13 protein-coding genes are annotated in these 23,045 nt (G+C 42.5%); 11 read left to right on the forward strand and 2 right to left on the reverse strand.

What is annotated here, in order from left to right:
• The first annotated feature begins 670 nt into the window (after positions 1–670).
• From JWQ34_RS00365 to JWQ34_RS00415, 11 genes are all read left to right on the forward strand, one after another.
• Positions 671–6,109, forward strand: coding sequence for a hypothetical protein (locus tag JWQ34_RS00365; protein ID WP_299352257.1), 5,439 nt, complete (start codon positions 671–673; stop codon positions 6,107–6,109).
• Positions 6,096–8,864, forward strand: coding sequence for a carboxypeptidase regulatory-like domain-containing protein (locus JWQ34_RS00370; protein WP_299352260.1), 2,769 nt, complete (start codon positions 6,096–6,098; stop codon positions 8,862–8,864). Before JWQ34_RS00365 ends, JWQ34_RS00370 begins: the two co-directional genes overlap by 14 nt.
• The gene (locus tag JWQ34_RS00375; RefSeq protein WP_299352263.1) at positions 8,864–9,007 is read left to right on the forward strand and encodes a hypothetical protein; all 144 of its coding nucleotides are present in this window, start codon (positions 8,864–8,866) and stop codon (positions 9,005–9,007) included. The genes JWQ34_RS00370 and JWQ34_RS00375 overlap by 1 nt, the downstream gene beginning before the upstream one ends.
• Before the next feature lie 171 nt (positions 9,008–9,178).
• Positions 9,179–11,653: a glycoside hydrolase family 95 protein gene (locus tag JWQ34_RS00380; protein WP_299352266.1), complete on the forward strand. Its 2,475-nt coding sequence runs from the start codon at positions 9,179–9,181 to the stop codon at positions 11,651–11,653.
• 371 nt (positions 11,654–12,024) lie between these two features.
• The gene (locus JWQ34_RS00385; protein WP_299352269.1) at positions 12,025–13,428 is read left to right on the forward strand and encodes a glycoside hydrolase family 76 protein; all 1,404 of its coding nucleotides are present in this window, start codon (positions 12,025–12,027) and stop codon (positions 13,426–13,428) included.
• A 147-nt stretch (positions 13,429–13,575) separates the two neighbouring features.
• Complete coding sequence (locus JWQ34_RS00390) at positions 13,576–14,907, forward strand: hypothetical protein (RefSeq protein WP_299352274.1); 1,332 nt, start codon at positions 13,576–13,578, stop codon at positions 14,905–14,907.
• 142 nt (positions 14,908–15,049) lie between these two features.
• On the forward strand, positions 15,050–16,009 hold the full coding sequence (locus JWQ34_RS00395; protein ID WP_299352277.1) for a TIGR01212 family radical SAM protein: 960 nt from the start codon (positions 15,050–15,052) through the stop codon (positions 16,007–16,009).
• Between the two features lie 178 nt (positions 16,010–16,187).
• The gene (locus tag JWQ34_RS00400; protein ID WP_299352280.1) at positions 16,188–17,420 is read left to right on the forward strand and encodes an acyltransferase; all 1,233 of its coding nucleotides are present in this window, start codon (positions 16,188–16,190) and stop codon (positions 17,418–17,420) included.
• 5 nt (positions 17,421–17,425) lie between these two features.
• On the forward strand, positions 17,426–18,763 hold the full coding sequence (locus JWQ34_RS00405; protein ID WP_299352283.1) for an acetylxylan esterase: 1,338 nt from the start codon (positions 17,426–17,428) through the stop codon (positions 18,761–18,763).
• Positions 18,764–18,860: 97 nt separating this feature from the next.
• Positions 18,861–19,715 carry a hypothetical protein gene (locus JWQ34_RS00410; RefSeq protein WP_299352286.1) on the forward strand — a complete coding sequence of 285 codons (855 nt, stop codon included), beginning with the start codon at positions 18,861–18,863 and terminating at the stop codon, positions 19,713–19,715.
• Between the two features lie 11 nt (positions 19,716–19,726).
• Positions 19,727–21,859 (forward strand): tetratricopeptide repeat protein, encoded by a 2,133-nt coding sequence (locus tag JWQ34_RS00415; RefSeq protein ID WP_299352289.1) that lies wholly within the window; start codon positions 19,727–19,729, stop codon positions 21,857–21,859.
• A gap of 109 nt (positions 21,860–21,968) precedes the next feature.
• Here the strand turns inward: JWQ34_RS00415 and JWQ34_RS00420 are convergent, their stop codons facing one another.
• The gene (locus JWQ34_RS00420) at positions 21,969–22,442 is read right to left on the reverse strand and encodes an SRPBCC family protein (RefSeq protein ID WP_299352292.1); all 474 of its coding nucleotides are present in this window, start codon (positions 22,440–22,442) and stop codon (positions 21,969–21,971) included.
• A gap of 41 nt (positions 22,443–22,483) precedes the next feature.
• Positions 22,484–23,005 carry a TlpA disulfide reductase family protein gene (locus JWQ34_RS00425; protein ID WP_299352295.1) on the reverse strand — a complete coding sequence of 174 codons (522 nt, stop codon included), beginning with the start codon at positions 23,003–23,005 and terminating at the stop codon, positions 22,484–22,486.
• Positions 23,006–23,045 lie beyond the last annotated feature (40 nt).

Below are 23,045 nucleotides of genomic sequence, written 5' to 3' on the forward strand. Positions count from 1 at the left end.
TATGATTTTAATATAATAATACATAGCTATCCAATTCCATAAAATGGATAATAAGGTGAGCTATAAATTATCAGTTTATTTTAATAATTGTGTTAACAGAATGCAAAGTAGTAAATCTTTAAAACAAAATCATTAATAATGATGCATTTCAAAACCCCGTTCATAATTTAGCCTGGCGACTGCTTATTAAAACACTAAAATCAGGATTTTACCATTATACATTGCTTATTTACTCCTAAAAGCTGTTCCTGTAATTGTGAACAAAATGAACAAGAAAGTATGATTTTTAATTTCTACCTTCAATTAATATCTAAACCATATCACCTTTGAGAAACAACCACTAAGGGGTAGTGTCAAATTAGGGGATTGGCACTATGTTATTTAGTTCGAGTTGGTTAGTTATCCTGTGCAGTTTTTACAACTGCACAGGTATAATTATTTCTAAATCCTCCGCTTCACTCACCATTTACGCTCATCAGGCTATTGAAAAACAGACATATAAGTCATATTCTTTTCTTATATAATACTTTGTCAGAATAATATATTTACATTTATTCTAACCAATAATACCTAATCACCTTTATATATGAATGTCGACCGTTTTTTGCGGGTACTAACATTGTGGGCTAAACCAAATCGGCTTACAGTTAAATTCGGACTATTGGGTTCAATGTTAATACTTTTGGCATTCATTCCCCGCGATGAAGACCCCTTGGGCAAACTTGTCGCGTCCTTACAGCGCTGGACGGACACCATCCCGCAGGAAAAAGTGTACCTGCACATGGATAAACCTTATTATGCGCTGGGCGATACCATTTGGTTTAAAGGCTATGTGACTATCGGCAGCAGGCACCAGCTATCCGCATTAAGCGGGGCCGTATATGTTGATCTGATAACCGAAAAGGATTCCATCGTCCGGTCACTTAAACTTCCTGTTACTTCTGGGATGGTGATGGGCAATTTTATTTTGGGCGATGATTTCAAAGAAGGCAGCTACCGTATCAGATCATACACCCAATGGATGCGTAACGCGGGCGAGGACTATTTTTTTGACCGGACTATTACCGTAGGATCCATCGCAGATAATGATATAATTACAAAAGCCGATTACCAGTACAAGACCATCAACAATAAACCAACATTAACCGCTTTCTTAAACTACACCAATGACGAAGGCAAAGCGCTTGCCGATAGGGATGTGCGTTATAATATTATTATTAATAATAAAGTAGTTTGGGTTAAAAATGTAAAAACCGATGCATTGGGGAGCATCCTCATCAACATCCCTAATGATGGCCATGTTAACCTGGCCGGATCGTATATCACCACTACTATTACAGCCGCTGATAAAACTCCAGTAGTTAAAAACTTCCCTATCAAAGCTTCTTTATCGCAAAGCGATGTGCAGTTTTTTCCGGAAAGCGGTAATTTAGTTAATGGCCTATCATCGCGCGTAGCTTTTAAAGCTGTCGGTATTGATGGCGCGGGCACTGCCATTAAAGGTGTTGTAGTTGATGACACCAACAACGAGGTGGCGACAATTGAAACTTTGCATGCCGGCATGAGTAGTTTTACCTTAAAGCCGCAGGCCGGTAAAACTTATACCGCCCGCATAAATTTTGTCGATGGCACCATAAAAAATATAGCCTTACCAAAGGCTGTTGATGAAGGATATGTGCTTAGCATATATCAGCTTGATAAAGATAATGTGGTGGTAAGAGTAAATGCATCGGCAAAATTGGTAGAGACCGGTCAAACCATTAACCTCATCGCCCAAACCGGCGGCGAAACCATATTTGCGGCACCGGTAAAAATAGAAAAGGCCATTACATCTATCTCGTTAGATAAAAAAGTGTTCCCCAGCGGGATAGCACAATTTACCATCTTTAATAGTGCAGGCGAGCCTTTAAATGAACGTATCGCTTTTATAAGAAGTACCGACTTGATGCAGTTGGGCTTAAAAACTGCCAAAAGCAGCTACAGAAGCAAAGAGCATGTACAAGTTGAGCTCGATGCCAAAGACAGCCAAGGCAAGGGTGTACCAGGTAACTTCTCGGTAACGGTAATAGACGAAAGCAAAGTGCCGGTTGATGAAAGTTTGGAAAGTACTATCTTCTCTAACATCCTGCTAACGTCTGACCTGAAAGGATATATAGAAAACCCCAATTACTATTTTACTGCCGAAACTGATGATGTAAACAAAGCGCTGGATAACTTAATGCTTACACAAGGCTATCGCAGGTTTGCCTGGAAGGATTTGGCTGGTACGGTAAATATCAAACCTGCTTTTCCGGCGGAAGGTTTAGGCGTTACCATAGCCGGAACGGTACAAACACTTGGGCATAAAATACTGCCGGGCGCCAATGTTACTTTAATGTCGCTTAAAGCACATGTAATGAAAAGCACCACTACAGATGCCAATGGTCGCTTTAAGTTTGACGGCATATTTATGACCGATAGCATAAAATTTGCATTACAGGCGCGCACAGTTAAAAACAGCGATAAGGTTAAAATAATTTTAGACACCATACCGAAACTAAAGTTAAACAAGAACCGCAACCTGGCCGATGTAAGCACCAACATAACTGCCACACTAAAAACATATATTGATAACGGCAAAAAGCTGGATGATATTTATGAACAAACCGGCCAGCTTGACCGCGTGCAACGGTTAAAAGAGGTTAGGATAAAAGCAAAAAAACTTAAACCTGATGACGGTATTACACCACAGGGAATGTATAAAATACACGAAGGATCTGCAGACAGAGTAATTACTTTTTTGGGTGATGAGGCCGAACGATGTGTTGATTTGAAAATGTGCCTGGAAGCCAAGCTACAGGGAATTATTATAGAGATGGATGGCTACGGCCGACCGCATTTTATAGATATGCAGGAGAAGAAAGCGGTAGGGCTGATAGTTGACGGGCAGAAAATGACTGCTGATGAAATAGCAGAAATATTGGAAGGCAGCATACCGCCCGAAGATGTCGCTAAGATAGAAGTGGTAAGGACCAACCTGGCTATGGTTAATTTTTTAGGCGGCGAGTATATATTGATCCTTACTAAGTTAGGCACTACGCGCAAACAGTATAATCCAAGCACTGCCAATGTATCGCCCAAAGGCTTTAATAAAGTACGCGAGTTTTATTCGCCACGATATGACAGGCCTGGCAATGCCGATAAACTGCCCGATCTACGCAGTACCATTTACTGGAATCCATATTTAAAAACCGACATTAACGGAAAAACTGTATTCAATTATTTTAACGCAGATGGACCTGGTAATTATAAAGTAATTGTGGAAGGCATAAACGCCGCTGGTGAATTGGGCAGACAGGTATATCGTTATACGGTTGAGGCCGGCCAAACCATAATCGGCATAAAAACATTGCCTGCGGCAGATAAAAGCCTGGCGCTGATAACCGCCCCATTGGATAGTTTTAACAAACGCCTGCCGGTAGAGAAGGTATACCTGCACTTAGATAAACCTTATTACAACATAAGCGATACGCTTTGGTTTAAAAGTTATCTACTAGACAGGGTTAATCTTACGGCCTCTAAATTAAGCAAACTGCTGTATGTTGATATTATTGATGATAGCACTGTAGTTGCCCGCCGCATAAGCGTCCCCATTAAGGATGGGCTGGGGTGGGGGCAGATACCTTTGACAAGAAACATTTTCCATGAAGGGGGCTATACTTTACGCGCTTATACCAACTGGATGCAAAACTTTGGCGATGACTTTGTTTTTAGTCAGCGGTTTTACCTGGGTGTACCGGCACCCACCACCTGGATGGTCAATGCGAAAGCTGTACTTAAACCTATAGGACAAACAGAACAACTACAGGTAGAAATAAAGCTAAACCGGCCAGACAATCTAAATACGCCCGTAGCTTTGCGAAAGGTGCAGGTAAAGATCTTAGACAGCCAGGACTCATTATATCAGTATGAGCATTATATCTACAAAGAAACGCTGCAAACGGGGATAGATGGCTCGCTCAGGTTTAGCCAAAACCTGAAACAAAAAGCAAATGGTAAAATGATAACGGTAATGATTACCGCGCTCGAAAAGGCAGATGGCATTAAAATACTGCGGATACCGTTGGATCTAAATCGCGATGCAAAAATAGACGTACAATTTTTACCGGAAAGCGGCAAATTGGTGGCAGGCTTAAAATCGGTAGTCGGCTTTAAAGCAATTGCCGAAGATGGGACGGGCACACCTGTTAGCGGCAGTATTTATAATAGCAAAGGCGTAGCTGCAGCAACTTTTACAACCTTATATAAAGGGATGGGATCATTTGAATTTACCCCCGAAGCAAATGAAATTTATACTGCAAAATTAAGCAGCCCTGTTGTTAAAAGCTTTACCTTCCCTAAAATAAGTGCTATAGGTACGGTTATGCATATAAACAACCCCGAGAAAGACGATGAGCTAAAAGTTTCCTTTGCCGGCTTAAAAAATTTACCTGCCGATAGCGCCTGTTATTTGATTGGTACTTCAAGAGGCGTTATATATTATTCGCACATTGTCGTACTTGATCAAACGGAATTGGTAGTTCCTAAAAATATTTTCCCATCAGGCATAGCCCGCTTTACCCTGTTTAAGGGCATGAAACCATTAAATGAACGGGCAGTTTTTATTGATAATCACGACCAATTAAGTATCAAGATTACGCCTAATAAATCTCAATATAACAAACGGGATAGTGTAGGATTGGAAATAGCGGTTATGGATAAAAGCGGTATCCCGGTGCAGGGTAGCTTTTCACTTGCGGTAACGGATGATTCACAGATCAGGCCGGATAGTGTGAGCAATTATGGTATCATGGCCAGCTTGCTTATTAATTCTGAGCTAAAGGGACATGTAGAGTCGCCAGGATATTATACTAACCGCAGGGACAAACAAGCCTGGCAGGCATTGGATAATCTGTTGCTTACCCAGGGCTGGACGGGTTATAGTTGGAAGGACGTTTTCGCGCCGGCTAAACCACTTGGGTTTGAAATGGAAAAAGATTTTAGAATTACAGGGCGTGTATCAAATGTTTCTAATAAACCCATACCCAATACCCCGGTATTGATATCATCGCAAAAACCAAATTTTTTGGCTACTACGTTTACTGATGCCAATGGCATATATGTGTTTAAAGATTTGCCGGCTATTGATTCGGGCTCATTTTTTATCCAGGCCAATAATAAAAACGGCAAAAAAATAATGTTTGGCAATATCAACGTCAACAAGTTTAAACCACCCGCTATCCCCCAAACATTACGCGACCTGATAAAACCATGGTATGTAAATACTGATACCGCGCAGATGAACTATGTAAAAAGAAAAGCCCAGGCAGCCGATGAAAGCAGTATAAAACTAACCGGTATTGTGTTAAAACAAGTAGAGGTAAAAAGTAAAAAAATTATTATAGATTCAGACAACCCGTTAGGCCCGGGCGACTCTGACATTGCTTATGACCAAAAAGATATTAAAGAATCGGCGACTATAAACCTTTATGAGCTATTAAAACAAAAGGTGCCGGGCTTTAAAGTAATAAAAGATTTTGTCCATTATGGTGGGTTTGCAGTACCTGAGATTAATGATATGAGGTGTAAGATCATTATAGATGGAGGGGCGCTGCCGCTGCATATTGATGACCCATTTTCTGCAGAAGAACTGATTGAAGAAATGAGCGAGATCAAAATAGCAACTTTAAGGGGGCTTGAAGTATTGGAAAGCAGGCCGCGCCTTAACCGGTTATATAATATGCATTTGCCAGCTATCCCATGGATAATTATAACTACAGTTAAAGGCAATGGTTGGTATAAATCCCCTAAAACCGGTACTGTTACCTACCGGCCATTACCTTTATTAAACCCACAGCAATTTTACAGCCCCAAATACAATATTGTATCATCAGTGACAGAGCCGGATTACCGCTCAACCCTATACTGGGAACCTAACATCACCACAAACCAAAACGGAAAAGCAAACGTTTCTTTCTATACGTCAGACATTAAGGGCGCATACACCATTAAATTTTCGGGGGTTGATGTAACCGGCGGGATTGGCGACGGCACTTTTAAACTTAACCAAATCAAACATGAAAATCCATAATAGCCTTCGTCTAAAACTAGCGACACTTTGCTCATTACTATTGTTATTGCTGGCCTTTACTCCCAAAGCTGATGACCCGATAGACAAACTGGTTACCAGCCTGCAGCAATATTTTTATAACCATCCGCAGGAAAAAGTGTACCTGCATACCGATAAACCCTACTATTTAGTTGGCGATACAGTATGGTTTAAGGCTTATGTCACCATTGGCTATAAACACCAGCTATCGGCGCTAAGCGGCGCGTTATATGTCGACCTGCTCAGTGAGGGCGACTCGGTTGCGAAAGAATTAAAACTGCCCGTAACATCGGGTATGGCGGTAGGTAGTTTTGTTTTGGATAACGAGGTTATGCGCGAAGGCAATTATCGCATAAGGGCCTATACCCAATGGATGCGCAATGCCGGCCCCGAGTATTTTTACGACAGGACGTTCACCATTGGCAACTCCATTATCAACAACGTTTTTTCTAAAATTGATTACATATATACCAAAAACGGCAGCCAGACAAAAGTAAAAGCAGTATTAAGATATACCGATGAAAAGGGCATTGCCTATGCCGGTAAAAATGTGAGCTATCAGCTTAAAGATGGTTATAAAATAATTACAGCAAGTGGCGCAAAAACTAATGCGCAAGGCGAGATCACCATTAACCTGCCCAATTCAAAACCGGGCGAATTGAGCGGTTCTTACATCTTAACCAAGTTAAGTGTTAACGCCAGCGAAACAGTCGCCAAAACATTCCCTATTAAAACAGCATCGCTGCAAACCGATGTTCAGTTTTTCCCGGAGGGCGGCAATTTAGTTAATGGCGTAAAAAGCAAAGTCGCCTTTAAAGCTACCGGCACTAATGGGTTAGGTGTTGCGGTAAGCGGCACTGTTATCGACAATCAAAACAAGGAAATTGCCCAACTGGGCCTTAAACATTTAGGCATGGGCTATTTTTATTTTACACCCGAGGCGGGCCAAACCTACAGCGCCAAAGTAACCTATCCGGATGGTTCCATAAACACCATAAAACTGCCCGATGCAGTTAATGAGGGTTACACTTTGTCGGTGTATGCTACGCCTAAAAATGATTCTGTATTAGTGAGGATAAATGCTGCGCCGGGTAGTTTAAAGCAAGGCGGCATGTTGAGCCTTATCGGGCAATCGGGTGGTAAGGTTTATTTCTCGGCCAATGTGCCGGTTAGTAAAGGGATGACCGCTATATACTTACCTGTAGACGAGGTTCCTTCGGGCATATTGCAGTTTACTTTGTTTACTTCAAACGGCGACCCTTTAAATGAGCGCATTGTATTTATCCAAAATAAAGACAACATCAACCTTAAAATTAACAGCCCTAAACAGGTTTATAACCGGCGCGAAAAAGTTGACCTGGGTATTGATGCAAAAGATGGAGCAGGCAGGCCCGTTGGCGGTAATTTCTCCGTATCGGTAGTGAGCGAGACGGCAGTACCATCAGATGAGGCGAGCGAGAATACTATTTTTTCCCAACTGCTATTAAGTTCGGACATTAAAGGTTATATAGAAAAACCCAACTATTATTTCTACAACCCCAATGCCGAAACCCGTGCGAACCTGGACATTTTAATGCTTACCCAAGGTTACAGACGCTTTGCATGGAAAAACATCTTAACGGGTAATGTTGCGGCCCCTGTCTATAAGGCCGAGAAATTGGTAAATGCAGTAACAGGCCGGGTAACTACCATGAACCATAAACCCGTACCGGGCGCCAAAGTGATCCTGATAAACAACAAGCTACGATTTGTGCAGGATACAGTTACCGATAACGATGGACGATTTAGTTTTAGCAACCTGCTGATAACTAATGGCATTGATTTTACCATACAAGGCACCACACCCAAAGGTGGTAAACGGGTAATTACCGAGGTTGACCGCGTAACCAAAACACCGTTAACACCAAACAACAACTTAGGCGATGTAAATGCCGATATCCCCACATTGATAAAAACATCCGTTGAAAACAATATAAAGCAAGATCAGGAGCTGGCCAAATATGGATTTGAAACCCGTGCGCATCAACTAAGAGAAGTACAGATAAGAGCCGCCAGGGCAAAATACGGCGCGGGCAATATTAACGAAAGCCAGGCCGATGAAGTGTTTAGGCCCGATAGCCGCATGCCTTGCACCACACTAATGGAATGTTTAAACGAGATGTATAAGAGCCGCATCAGGTTTGACCAGGTAAACAGTGATGATTGCGGCCCGCTTTGGGTACCGTTTTTTAACAGAACGCCCTACGTCGTGATGATAGACCGTATGCTGATACAGCCCTGCGAATATCAATCTTTACTTTTAGGCAGTCCGCTTGATATTGATAAAGTATATACCTCGCACGAAAGTCCGGCTATATCAGCTAAGCTATTAGGTGGCTTAAACTTTCAAAGATCGGGCGGCGGCTCGCAAAACGTTGCCCCTGCTGTGATAGCCATTTTTACAAAGAGCGGTTATTTTCGCAAAACTAGTGATCCGTCTATTGTGTATTACGCGCCTAAAGGTTATGATTATACAAGAGAGTTTTATTCGCCTAAATATGACTGGGAAACTGGCTCAAAAGTAGCCGATCTGCGAAGCACCATTTACTGGAACCCAAGGGTGTTAACCGGGCCAACCGGCCAAATCAAAGTAAGCTATTTTAATAGCGACCAAACCGGTACTTACCGGGTGACCATTGAAGGTATTAACGCCGATGGCGCATTAGCCAGGCAAGTTTACAGATATAAGGTAGAATAATGCGCCAACAACTGAGCCGACCTGATATTTATAAGCAGGATATTAAAGAAAAGTACACCGTTAAAATAGCAGGTGTTGACGCAAACGGCGGTATTGGAGATGGTAGTTTAAAACTTAACCAGGCTAAAAAGGAGGCTAATTAATTATGGCTTACCAGTCTTAAAAAATATCCGACAAAAAAGTTTACTAATGGATGGTATGGTGTAAATATAATATCATAACGGTTTATATCTGTAATATTTTATTTACAACCGTTTAGAAATGAACGGATATGACTAAAATTTTGAATAGCTTTAGCACAGTAAACCAAAATTATGAGTCCTAAAAAACCCTTGCTGACGCTTGTGCTGTTAAGTACAACCCTTAGCCTCTTTGCGCAAAAAAACGATTTAAAACTCTGGTATAATAAACCATCCGAGAAAACCTGGGAAAAAGCCATGCCGGTTGGTAACGGCCGTTTGGCAGGTATGGTTTATGGCAACCCGGCCCGCGAAACTATCCAGCTAAACGAAGCCACGTTATGGAGCGGCGGCCCAAGCCGTAATGACAGCAAAGGCGCGTTAGCTGCCTTACCCGAGGTAAGACGGCTGATATTTGAGAATAAGCGTAAAGAAGCCGCGGCCATTGCCACCAAAGCCATGCGCTCAAATAAAGATAACGGTATGTGCTATCAGCCGGTGGGCAACCTGTACCTTAACTTCCCCGGACATGAGCAATATCAAAACTATTACCGCGATCTGGATATATCAAAAGCAATAGCCACCACCACCTACGTGGTTGATGGTGTAACTTATAAACGCGAGGTATTTGCATCAAATGCTAACCAGGTTATTGTGGTGCATTTATCGGCAAGCAAGCCGGGTAGTTTAACGTTTTCGGCGGCTATGTCTAGTCCCCAAAAGTCAACTGTTGTTACTAAGGGTAAGGATGAGTTGGTATTATCGGGTGTATCGGGTAACCGTGACGGTGTAAAGGGAGAGGATAAGTTCCAGGCGCTTGTAAGGGTTAAGCTGGATGGCGGCGAAGTTGCCGCGTCTGACACCTCGGTCAACGTATCAAAAGCCAATGCTGCTACGTTGTTTATATCCATCGCAACTAACTTTGTAAAATATGATGATATTAGCGCTGACGAATCGGCACGAGCTAACGCTTATCTAAATAAAGCCTGGCCTATCGCCTACGCGACATTGCTGAACAATCATGTTGCCGCTTATCAAAAATTCTTTAACCGGGTTAAGTTAGACATAGGTAAAACCGACTCCATAAAAAACACGACTGATGCCCGTATCAATGATTTCGCCAGCGGTAATGATCCGCAGTTGGTAGAGCTGTATTTTCAGTTTGGAAGATATCTGCTGATCTCATCGTCACAACCCGGCGGCCAGCCAGCCAATTTACAAGGCATCTGGAACAAAGAAATGAGCCCGCCTTGGGGCAGTAAATATACCATCAACATTAACACCGAAATGAACTACTGGCCCGCCGAGGAAACCAACCTTGCCGAAATGCACGAGCCGCTGGTACAAATGGTGAAAGACCTTGCCGTAACCGGTAAACAAACCGCTAAAGACATGTACGGCGTTGGCGGCTGGCTAGCCCACCACAACACCGACCTATGGCGCATTACAGGCCCCGTAGACGGTATTTACTCGGGCCTTTGGCCATCGGGCGGTGCATGGTTAAGCACGCAGTTATGGGACCGCTATATGTACAATGGCGATAAAGCGTATTTAAAAGCCGTTTACAGCGCGTTGCGCGGTGCGGCACAGTTTTACCTGGAGTTTTTGGTTGAGGAGCCTGAGCATAAATGGCTGGTGATAGCACCATCTGTATCGCCGGAGAATGGCCCGCAGGCCTATGGCGGCGGTATTAATATTGATGCCGGAGTTACTATGGATAACCAACTGGTGTTTGATATATTCAGCGAGGTAATGGCCGCCGCTAAAATTTTAAATGTAGACCAGGATTTTGCCGCCAAACTAAAGGCCGCGCGTGATAGGCTACCGCCTATGCAAATTGGCCAGTACAGCCAATTGCAAGAGTGGCTGCATGATCTGGATAGCCCTAAGGACCATAACCGCCATATATCACACTTATATGGGTTGTACCCAAGTAACCAGATATCGCCATACCGCACGCCCGAGCTGTTTGATGCCGCGCGTACCTCGTTGATCTATCGTACCGATGTATCAACCGGGTGGAGCATGGGCTGGAAAGTTAACTTTTGGGCACGATTGCTTGACGGAAACCATGCTTTTAAACTGATACAAAACCAATTAACTCCAACGGGTAAAAACAAAGGCAGCTCTAACAATGGGGGCGGAACCTATCCTAATATGTTTGACGCGCATCCGCCGTTCCAGATTGATGGTAACTTTGGTTGTGCGGCCGGCATCAGTGAAATGCTGATGCAAAGCGCCGATGGTGCCCTTAACCTGCTACCTGCCCTGCCCGATGCCTGGCCAGCCGGAACCATCAGCGGCCTGCGTGCCCGTGGCGGTTTTGAGATTGTGAGCATGCAATGGAAGGATGGTAAAATAGCTCAGCTTAAAATTAAGTCGACCGTAGGTGGTAATTGCAGGTTGCGTGTACCAAATAGCATTAAGCTGGTTGGCGGCGCGTTAAGATCCGCCAAAGGCGCAAATACTAACTTCTTTTATCAAAACGAAGAAACCGCTAAACCCATCATATCAGACAAAGCACAACTAAAAGCACCCGGCGAAAAGCCAACCCTGCTATATGATATGCCAACCGTTGCCGGTAAAACTTATACCTTGGTGGGGATGTAATTAGGTCAATCCGTTCACCGTCCCACTCCTCCTGTCATTTCGAACCATGGTTCGAAATGACATTTTTGTTTTATGTTATGTTTCAAACGTACTTTTCGCATTGGTTAATGATGCATTAACTATCGGTGCATCTTTTAGTTAGCCACTTGCGTATAAAGAAAACCAATAAATTTTTAAACCTGTCCCGGTAGTTATCGGAATAAAACTGTTGCGTTGTTGATATAAGCTGTTGTTAAAACGGGCTTTACTTGCTATACCCCATTTGCAAGCATGCCTGTTGATAGCTTGTGGTAATGTGTCTACAAATTACGTTAAACCAATTGAGTAATTAATCAAACAAACACTAATACAAACCACTAATGCTTACAATTATGAAGAAAACAAGTATCCTATTGTTAACTGCCTGCTTAGCATTGTTAAGTTGCAGTAAAAAAGAAGGTGCCGCGCCGGGCGGTAAAACTACGCTGGGTTCGGTGCCGTCTGGGGTAACCTCGGGGCAATCATTTGTGTACTGGGACCCTGCCGATGCTACCACGGCTTACAATGCCTTTAATACGGCTTGCTACAACCCTACCGCTAAACTGTATTATGGCACCACCCAAAAAACGGGCCTTGCCGCCATTTGGACGCAGGCCATATTCTGGGACATGGCAATGGATGTGTACACCCGCACCAAGGCCACTGCTGATATGACCCGCATTACCGATATGTACACCGGCGGATCAAACCAATACGCTGCCTATAACTGGAACAATACCACCGTATGGTTTATTTATGATGATATGATGTGGTGGATAAACGCGCTTGCACGCGCCTATAAGATAACCAACAATGCAGCCTACCTTACCAATGCCACGGCGGGTTTCGATAGGGTGTGGGCAGGCTCGTATGATTCTGTAGGCGGCGGCATGTTTTGGGATTTTAACCATACTGGTAAAAACTCGTGCATTAACTTCCCAACGGTTATTGCGGCTATGCGGTTATATAATATTACCGGCAATAGCGCCTATTTAACCAAAGCACAATCTATTTATACCTGGGCAAAAGCCAATTTAACCAATACCACTACCGGCCAGGTGTATGATAATAAAATTGGCAGCAACCCGCCGGGCGGAACGGATTATACCTATAACTCGGGTACCGCTATTGGCGCGGCTTACGCGTTATACAAACAGAGCGGTAACAGCGCATATCTGTCAGACGCTACCCGTTATGCCGATTACGTTAAAAACAATATGTGTAACGCGCAAGGCATCCTCCCCGCCGAAGGCGACTTTAACGAGCAAGGCACCATGAAAGCCATCTTCGCCGATTATATAATGCAGCTGATAAATGATGGCAAACAAACCCAATACCTAAGTTGGATATTAACCAATGTAGATACCGGCTGGGCCAACCGTGATCCTGCGCGTAATCTTACTTACCGTAACTATGCGGTGGCTTGCCCAACAGGCTATATCCAGACTTACGAGGCTTGCAGTTTGGTGTCCTTTATGCAGCAGTACCAGGGCGTGGTATTTTATCAGAACACGCTATATGGTGGTACCAGCAGCGGTATTATCCCTAAGGGTAATTACACTATATCGCAATTGCAAACTATGGGTTTTGTAAATGATTGGGCATCATCGGCAACGGTACCGCCAGGATGGACGGTTACCATGTACAAGGATGATAATTACCTGGGGCAATCGTGGGTAATAAATGCAGATACACCGCATTTCCCAAATCTTACACCAACGGCTAATGATTTAGTAACATCAGTAAAAATACAGTAACTATTACCACTTCAACTCGCGCGTCATCCTATGTTTGTGGGATGACGTGACGTTGAGGGTGGCCATCCACTCAGGGACGAGACAGTCGGCTGTTGGCATAGCAATCGCCATAAATTTTCTATCTTGGCGTTACTAATTTATTAAGTAATGAAATTTACTATCCTACCTAAAAGTTTAATGGCCTTGGCTTTGCCGTTAACTATATTTTTTTCTGCGGATAAGCCTGCTCCTGCAAAAGTAGTGGCTATAAACACAAATGATTTTTTGAATAGCATTGGGATAAACTCGGCTATTGCGGCCCGTGGCGAGAAGCTGGAAAAAACCATCGAAGCCATAAAATATACCGGGATAAGATGGATCCGATCAGGCTACGAAGGCAATGCGACTGAAAGCGACTACCTAACCCTGCACCGCGAAACAGGCGTTAAATTCAGTTATGGATTAATGAGCGGCGGCACCAATATAGACCGCCTGCTAACCGGCGGCCGAATGTTAGCCAACGCGGGCGCGCTATTAGCTTTTGAAGGCGTTAACGAGCCCAATAACTGGCCCCTAACCTATCACGGCGAAAAAGGTGGTAAAAACCTAACCTGGCTGGCCGTAGCCAAACTGCAAAACGATATGTACAAAGCTGTTAAAGCTGATGCGACATTAAACCCGTTCCCCGTTTGGAGCATCAGCGAAAGCGGCGCGCAAACCGATAATACAGGCCTGCAATACCTGCAAATACCAACCGGTACTGGCGCGCTTATGCCCGATGGCACCCAGTATGCCGATTACGCTACCTGCCACAACTATTTCCTGCACCCATCGCACCCCGGATTATACGACAACCAAACCTGGAACGCTGCTGACCCCGGTCCGCTTTGCAAGGTTGACGGGCTGTTTGGCAATTACGGCAAAACCTGGGCTAAAAAGTTTAAAGGCTATACCGCAGAGCAATTAATTGATCTGCCCAAAGTCACTACCGAAACCGGCGTAACGCTCGGCGAAAAAGTATCCGAAGAAAAACAGGCTTGCTTATACACGAACCTTTATTTATCGCAGTTTAAACGCAAATGGAGCTATACGGCTATTTATTTGTTAAGGGACAGATCAGACGAAAGCGGCAATCAAACCTTCGGCTTTTATCAGAAAGATTATACACCGCGTAAAGCAGCCGTCTACCTGCATAATCTAACTACTATTTTAACCGATAAAGGCTCATTAAAAAAACCAGCCGCATTAGCTTATACCATAGCTAATCAACCCGAAACCGTGCATGACCTACTGCTGCAAAACAGCAATGGCAAGTTTCAACTAGTAATATGGGATGAGAAAGCTACCGGGACTGACGAGGTAAAGGTTAGCCTGGGTAAAAAGTTTAGTTCTGTAAAGGTTTATGACCCTACCGTTGGCGCATCCGCTAATCAAAGTTTAAAAAATGTTAACGAGATCGCTTTAAGTTTGAGTGATCACCCGGTAGTGGTAGAGTTATAATAAACTGGAGGCTGTCACCCTGAGGCCTTTTTTGGTCGGCGGCTATTTTCATTATCGCGGCATTCATCTGCATATCTGCACATCAATCCGTATCTTTGCCATTGGTGAAATCACAAAATAATCAGTGAAATCACAAAACATAATGCAATTAACAGACACATCAACAAGTATTTGGGAGAAGGGGTATAATAACTATGGGCCGTGGCTTAAAGAGAAATACCCCGGCCACCGTGTGTTTAAAGTTATTGTTGATGGCAACTTTACCTGCCCCAACCGCGATGGCAGTAAAGGTTTCGGCGGCTGCACGTATTGCAATGTAGACTCGTTTACGCCATCGGTTAGCCGCAATGCGTCTACCATCAGGCAACAGGTTATGGAGGGCATGGAGCGTGCGCGCAAGGGCAATAAGGCCGATAAGTTTATTATCTACTTTCAGCCCAATACCAATACCTATGCGCCGGTACATTACCTAAAAGCCCTGTATGACGAAGCGCTAAGTTATTGCACCGACGACATTGTTGGCCTATCAGTAGGTACCCGCCCCGATTGTATAGATGCCGAAAAAATAGCCCTGCTTGAAAGCTATACCGACCGCTTCGATGTAGACTTGGAAATGGGCATGGAAAGCATCTATAATGAAACGCTTGACCAGATAAACCGTGGCTGCAGCCATGACGACCTGCTAACCGCCCTTAAACTGGTAGAGAATAGCAAGCTGGATATTTGTGTACACACCATCTTCGGCTTCCCCTGGGAAACCAGGGAAATGATGCTTAAATATGCCGATGAAATAAACCGCCATCCGCAGATAAAATTTGTAAAGTTCCATCACCTGCATATTGTTGAAGGCTCTGTAATGGGTGTAAAATACAAACGCGAACCATTTAAGCTTTTCGGCCTGGATGAGTACGCCGGGTTTTTATGCGAGTTATTACCCCTGGTAAGGCCCGATGTGGTGATCCAACGCTTATTCGGCCTTAGTGACCGCGAACTGCTGATCGCTCCAAACTGGGGCCTCAAAAAATCTGAAATACAATACTACATAGACCAAAAGATCTTGAATAGCGGTGTAGTGCAGGGGAGTGCAATCAGCCCCCTCTAAATCTCCCCCGGTAGGGGAGCTTGCCATCGCGCTAAGCCCACTTTATAGTTTTCATAATCTTTTTATTTAAATCTAATCAAAAGTCTCCCCTACCGGGGGAGATTTAGAGGGGGCCCGGCATTGATTTTGCACTTACAGGTATAACAAGTATTTTAGAGAAAATTAATTTAACGGTCTGTTGGTACAAAAACCTGTTCAAAACTATATTCCGGCCTTAACCGGGGTTCGCGCGCTGGCTGCTTATCTTGTTTTTGTATCCCACTATTTCTACGTTTTTGATGATACTTTTCCTCACATTGTGCAACGCTTTTTGGGCGAGTTCCATATCGGGGTATCTATCTTCTTTGTACTATCAGGCTTTTTAATAACTTTTAGGTACTATAAAAACTTTCATTTAACTGTCGATTGGTTTAAGCAGTATTTAAAAAACCGGGTAGCGCGCATATATCCCATGTATGCCATATTGACCATTTGCGCCTTTGTTTATTACTTTATCACTAAAGACGAAAGCATAACCAAAGGCTACCAAAACCCAATATGGTTAATGGTGATGAACATTACGTTTATACGTGGTTTCTTTTATCGTTTTTGGGATACCGGCATAGCGCAAGGCTGGAGCTTAACGGTCGAGGAATGCTTTTACTTTTCGGCGCCAATTATCTTTCTCATCGCCAAAAAATACAGCAAGTTTTATATACAGCCCATAATATTAACCGCCTTCGCCATAGTGATGGTATTGATATTTAGCCATGTAGATTGGTATGGGTTCTTCAGCAACTTCCCTTTTGTAATGCTGTTTACCTTTTTTGGGCGATGCTTTGAGTTTTTTGTAGGCGTACAACTGGCCCGCATTGTATTAAACAAGGGCTTTGAGCGCACCAATAAAATAGTGTATACCTATCTAGGTTTTCTGTTGATATTTTTATGTGTATTGGTAATGGCTTTTCAACCTATACCCAAGGGCTGGGCAGCAGGTGTTGAAAGCCCTACAGGTATTATAACCAATAACTACTTTTTATGTATTGCGGTAGCTTTATTCTTTTATGGGCTATTAACAGAAACCAGCGCCTTAAAAAAAGTATTAGCCAATCCATTTATCGAGCTGTTGGGTAAAAGCTCGTACATATTTTACCTGATACATTTAGGCTGGCTATATAACCTGATACATACAGGCACCGAGTGGTTAAATGACTATGTATTTGCGCTATATGATAAATGGGGCATTAATTGGCACTCGCCTTTTGAGAATGATAAGATAAACCTGCTCTATGCTTTTATTTTGTTAAACGCGATATCTATTTTACTATTTAAAACTATTGAGGAACCACTTAATCATTACATTCGTAAATCGGATTTTTTGATTAAGAATAAAGCGCGTAACCCTGATAATGACTCTGCAGAGATAAAATGAACGTGATGAGATTTATAAAATTTGTTTGTTTTTTAATTGTACTAACGGCAACGCAACCGTTTTGGATAATTACAGCCAACGCGCAATCTCACACCGAAACAAAACCCGGCAAGGCTGACAATACCGAAATATCGACCCTAATTACCGCAGCCAATAAAAATGCCATTTTTGACGAAATAGCCAAATATACCTTTGAGGTAAAAAATCCAACAGAGAATGATCAGCAAGGTAAAATAAGTTATGATGTTGTTGACGAAAACGGCCAAAAAATACGGACGGATTCGATAAAAATAAGCGTACTTAAAAAAGCAACGGCAAAATACAATTTCGATATTCCGGGTAAAGGCGTTGGCTTTTATAGAGTAAATTTCATGGTCAATATAACTGATTATGATGACACGCTGCATAAAGCCTTTGGCATAAAGCCCGAACTGATCACATCAACCGTAAAAAAGCCTGCCGATTTTGATGCCTATTGGCAAAAAGCCAAGGATGATCTGGCTAAAGTAAAACCTAAATTCCAGGTTCTTTTCATGCCCAAAATGAGCACTAAAACCTGTAACGTTTACTTGGTGCAAATGCAATCATTAGATAACATTACCATCAGGGGTTGGTTAACAGAGCCTGTTTCAAAAAATCCTGACAAAAAATTTGCGATAGTACTTGGCTTGCCGGGTTACCAGATAGATCTTTCGCCTATTATGACCATAGACGACCCCGACCTGGCATTTCTTACTTTAAACGTACGTGGCCAGGGTAACAGCCGGGATGTTATCAATACCCGGCGTGACGAGTTTGTGGTCCATAACATCGAGGACAAAAACAAATACGTAATGCGCGGTGTAATTATGGATTGTATAAGGGCCATGGATTTTATTTATACAAGGCCGGAGCTTAAACATGATAACATTTTTGCAAAGGGAGGTAGTATGGGCGGCTTTTTAGCTATTACTACTGCCAGTTTAGACAAAAGGGTTAATCTATGCTCGGCACAAAGCCCCATATTTGCTGATATGCGCAGCTTGATAAAGCGGGTTAAGTTTCCAATTAGCGCTATCAATACCTATCTTAAAACCCAGCCTGGACTATCATTGAATAAAATAATGGATAACCTTGATTATTTTGATGTGAAAAATTTTGCGCCAAATGTTAAATGCAAATTTATAATGAGTGTTGGCTTACTGGATACTTATGTGCCGCCAACAAATGATTTTGTGGTTTTTAATAGTATATCAACGCAAAAAAAGATAATGATATTTAAAGACCTGGGACATGATGTTAGCCCGCTGTACATACAGCTGGAGAACTCGTGGATGCATGACCAGTTTGGATTGTTTTTTTAGTTAATAAAAGGATTAGACACGATCGAATAAAAAATAAAGAAGAAGCTTGAAGGCATCCGTTGGATGCATGAGACATTTACATTATTATTTTAATGATATGAAAATTACTAAAACTTGGCTAAGGTGCCTGCTTGTTGCAGTAATACTTTTCTTCGCTTCACAAAATAATAGCTATGCCGGCAGTTTCCCGGTTAGGCCCGGTAGTTTATTATTATCACCGTCTATAAATTATTTCTTTGCAAACAAAGGTTGGGACTCGTTGCGTACGCTTAGTCCGTTTGCAGCGGGCGGGCAGTTCCGGTCTACCAGTTATTCTTTATATACAGAATATGGTATAAGCAGGCGCTTTACCTTTGTAGCATTACTACCGTATGTTATAAACAACTATCATGATAACAATGGCTACAGCAACCAAACAAATGGATTAACTGATCTGGAAACAGGCATTAGATATTATGTGGCCAATATTAATTACATCTATTATTTCACCGTACAGGGCACTTTTATACTTCCCATGTACATCAACAATGTTAATTTAGGTTATGGCGAAAAAGGCGCAGAATTAAAGGCATCATTTGGGGGCAGCGGCAAACTACTTGGTAAAAACTATTATTTTAACCTGGAGAATGGCATAAGGCAGTATTTCGGAACATACGGCCCTTTGCAAGATAGATATACCGCCACGTTTGGCCTAACACTCGACAGGCGATTTAAACACCAGGTTTCCGTTTCTCTGGGTGGCTTTTACTCAACAAGTACTCTTAGCAGCGGCTATGACCCTACGCATATAGCCAGTAATAAAAACTTTGCCTTTAATCAGGTATCATTAAGTTATGGCTATTCATTCGGCAAGCGGCTATCATTATTTTTATCAGCTGGTAAATTTATTAACGGACGCAACACCGGCGATGGTTCAAGTGCATCGGCATCATTTATTATAAAGCCATTTTAGCGTATAAAAACATGCTCAGATCATTACTTATATTATTTCTTTTCCCTTTTTACTGCCTTGCTCAGTCGTCAGAAACTTATATCCAACAGGGTAATACAAAAGTAAGTGCAAAAGATTATAAGGGCGCTATTGCCGAGTTTTCCAAAGCTATTGAACAGGACGGTAAAAACGCGAAGATCTATTTTTACCGTGCTAACGCCTACAGTGCAATTAATAATTACCCCGCGGCTATAAAAGATTTTACCAGCTCTATAGAGCTTGATCCACCATCGGTAAATATGTTTGCTTATTACTATCGTGGCAATGCCTACAACGCCAATAAAAATTACGCGGAAGCCGTGGCAGATTATACAAAGGCTCTCGCCATTAGCCCGAAGAATGCCATTTTATACCATTACCGCGCCGATGCCAAATCTAATTTAAAAGATTATACAGGCGCTATCGAAGACTTTAACAGGGCCATCCAAATATCACCTAATGACCCCTCTTTATTTGAGTACAGGGGTGTTGTCAAAGCCAATTTAGGCGATAATAAAGGTGCCATTGCTGATTATGACAGAGCTGCAAAACTCGACCCTGAAAATGCCGATATTATATTTTATCGTGCCAACGCCAAAGGTAATATGCCCGACTTTAAAGGCGCCATTGCTGATTATACCAAAACACTGGCCATGAATCCGCAAAACGCGGCCGCTTTTTTTTATCGTGCAAATGCACATGGCAATATTAATGAATATGCCGAGGCCATTGAAGATTATAAAAGGGCAATTTCGATAGATAGCAAAATTCCCAACATTTATAAGTACCTGGCAAATGCTTTGGCCAAAAACGGCGATACTAAAGCCGCGCTTGACTTTTTTGGCGACCGGATAAAAGCAGACCCTAAAAATGCCGACCTATACTTATACGATGGTATTGTTAAAAATAACCTTAACGATAAAGAAGGTGCTATTGCCGATTTTGATAAAGCGATAGAATTAAGGCCAAACAGCGAGGCCTATCAAAGCCGTGCCGATGCAAAATTTAATATTAAATTGTATGATGATGCATCTGACGATGCGGACAAGGCAATAGGGCTCGATGCAAAAAACAGTTACGCGTTTATAACCCGGTCAAGGATCAAGCTAAAGCTTAATGATACCAGCGGTGCACTTAAAGACATTAATACCGCTATCGAGATTAATACTTTGAATGACTTCGCCTTTTCCATACGCGGCGATATAAATACCATACTTAGAAATGATAATGCCGCCTTAGCAGATTATAATAAAGCGATAGCAGATAATCCCGGCAATACAGAAAACTATCTAAAACGCGGTGGCACCCGCCTTAGGATGGGAGATCGGGTGGGTGCTTTACAAGATTTTAAAAAGCTGGGCGATCTTAATTCCAGCGATAACTATTTATATATACGGCTTGGTCAGTTAATGGCTAAGGGTAGTTTTTTTAACGAGTTACAGACGCTTTTTAATAACTTAATAACCCGTGACCCTAAAGTTGCCGGCTTTTATATAGAACGTGGCATTGCCCGCGAAAACCTGGACAACGTTACCGGCGCTATAGAAGATTATAATGAAGCGTTGACGCTGGATACCGCATCGGCAGAAGCTTACCAAAACCGTGGACATGCAAAAATAGCGCTTAGTGATTACGAGGGCGCACTTAAAGATATTAACAAAGCTGTATTGCTGCGCGATGATGATGACGAAGCCTTCTTTTTACGGGCAAGCGTTAAATTGGCTACCAAAGATTACCAGGGCGCTGTTGACGATTATAACAGTACCTTATTTATAAACCTGGACAATATAAAAGCATTTGCATGGCGGGGCTACGCCAAAAGCTTTATGCCCGATGCCGAGCGTATAAAAGAAGACTTTAGCTATGCTATAATGCTCGACCCTAAAAATGAGGCTATTTATAATCTATGGGGTGATGCCGAGCTCAACTTAAAAAACCCTAATGCCGCTATAAAAGATTATACCCTGGCTATCGGCTTAAACACCAAAAATCCGGCATCATACTTAAAGCGTGGCATGGCTAAGATCAACCAAAATGATAGAGCCGGTGCCTGTACAGATTTTAATGCCGCAGCAGTGTTGGGATCAAAAGCAGGTAAGGATGCGGTGATGAAGTATTGTAAGTAAGAAGTATGCCCTACTCCGAAAATTTGACAACCTTTTAAAAGTTGTCAAATCTAACCCCTAACAACGCTGTCATTTCGAAACGCAGTGAGAAATGACATTAGGATTTCACCTAATTTCTATACACCCCAAACATTTCATTTATCGCTTTCGCGCGATAATCAAATATCTTTTTGATCTTTTTACCAACCAGCAGCTTATGGCTTAAACGGCCTATAACACCGTACGGAATTGCGTAATTTACAATATCCGTCATCTGTACGCCGCCCTTTATTTCTTTAAAATGATGTTCGTGATGCCATAATGCGTAGGGGCCAAAGCGTTGTTCGTCTACAAAATACTCCTGGTCTTTTACGTGAGTGATCTCGGTCACCCAGTTCATTTTTATACCCAGCAACGGTGTTATTTTGTAAGTGATGATCATACCTTCATACACCCTGTTATTAGCATCATAGGGCGATGTTACTTCAAACCGCATTTGCGGCGGAGTAAGTTTTACAAGATTTAACGGAGAGGTAAAAAAGTCCCAGGTTTCGGCCAGGGGGATGGGCAGGTTTTGCTCAAATTTAAATAGATAGGTTTTCACGCTCCAATCAGCGCAAAAACTCAGCCAGTAATTGCCTGTTGTTAGTTTATCGTTTTTAATTTAGCATCAAGCAGGTTAAGCAGCGTTTTAAATTCAGGCTCACTATAACCTATAGATTGATATAGGATCTTACCATTTTCATCAATTACAACATTACGCGGAATAGATTGCGTAGCATATAAGCCAAAAACTTTGCGTCCCTCATCAGGCAGCATGGCAAATGTGTAATGATATTTTTCTTTAAAAGGCAGTACTACGTTCCATCCTTCTTCGCGGCCAAAAATAAATAATGCAAATTTGGGATTGTCTTTATACTTGTCCCATATCTCGGCTTGTACACGTGGTAGCTCCAATCGGCAGGGGCCGCACCAGGTAGCAAAAAAGTTGATCATTACTATTTTACCGCGATAATCTTTTAAGTTGGCTTTTTGTGTTTTGGTTATGCTGAAATCAAACATCGGTGCAGTGTCGCCTACTTTGGTAAAAGTTGTGGGGTCGACTTGTTGTGCCCGGCTAAATAGCGGAGCCAGCAATGTGAGCAGGATAAAGGCTGATCTTTTCATAACGTGATGTTTATGCAAGATAAAAAATATCCATCAAAAT

This window comes from Mucilaginibacter sp., assembly GCF_028288185.1.
Taxonomy (GTDB): Bacteria; Bacteroidota; Bacteroidia; order Sphingobacteriales; family Sphingobacteriaceae; genus Mucilaginibacter.

Bases quoted from the DNA above. Each gene is read 5' to 3' on its own strand.
- JWQ34_RS00370 (WP_299352260.1), top strand. From the start codon at position 6,096: ATGAAAATCCATAATAGCCTTCGTCTAAAACTAGCGACACTTTGCTCA.
- JWQ34_RS00380 (WP_299352266.1), top strand. From the start codon at position 9,179: ATGAGTCCTAAAAAACCCTTGCTGACGCTTGTGCTGTTAAGTACAACC.
- JWQ34_RS00415 (WP_299352289.1), top strand. From the start codon at position 19,727: ATGCTCAGATCATTACTTATATTATTTCTTTTCCCTTTTTACTGCCTT.
- JWQ34_RS00390 (WP_299352274.1), top strand. From the start codon at position 13,576: ATGAAATTTACTATCCTACCTAAAAGTTTAATGGCCTTGGCTTTGCCG.
- JWQ34_RS00410 (WP_299352286.1), top strand. From the start codon at position 18,861: ATGAAAATTACTAAAACTTGGCTAAGGTGCCTGCTTGTTGCAGTAATA.
- JWQ34_RS00405 (WP_299352283.1), top strand. From the start codon at position 17,426: ATGAGATTTATAAAATTTGTTTGTTTTTTAATTGTACTAACGGCAACG.
- JWQ34_RS00385 (WP_299352269.1), top strand. From the start codon at position 12,025: ATGAAGAAAACAAGTATCCTATTGTTAACTGCCTGCTTAGCATTGTTA.
- JWQ34_RS00395 (WP_299352277.1), top strand. From the start codon at position 15,050: ATGCAATTAACAGACACATCAACAAGTATTTGGGAGAAGGGGTATAAT.
- JWQ34_RS00365 (WP_299352257.1), top strand. From the start codon at position 671: ATGTTAATACTTTTGGCATTCATTCCCCGCGATGAAGACCCCTTGGGC.
- JWQ34_RS00425 (WP_299352295.1), bottom strand. From the start codon at position 23,005: ATGAAAAGATCAGCCTTTATCCTGCTCACATTGCTGGCTCCGCTATTT.
- JWQ34_RS00375 (WP_299352263.1), top strand. From the start codon at position 8,864: ATGCGCCAACAACTGAGCCGACCTGATATTTATAAGCAGGATATTAAA.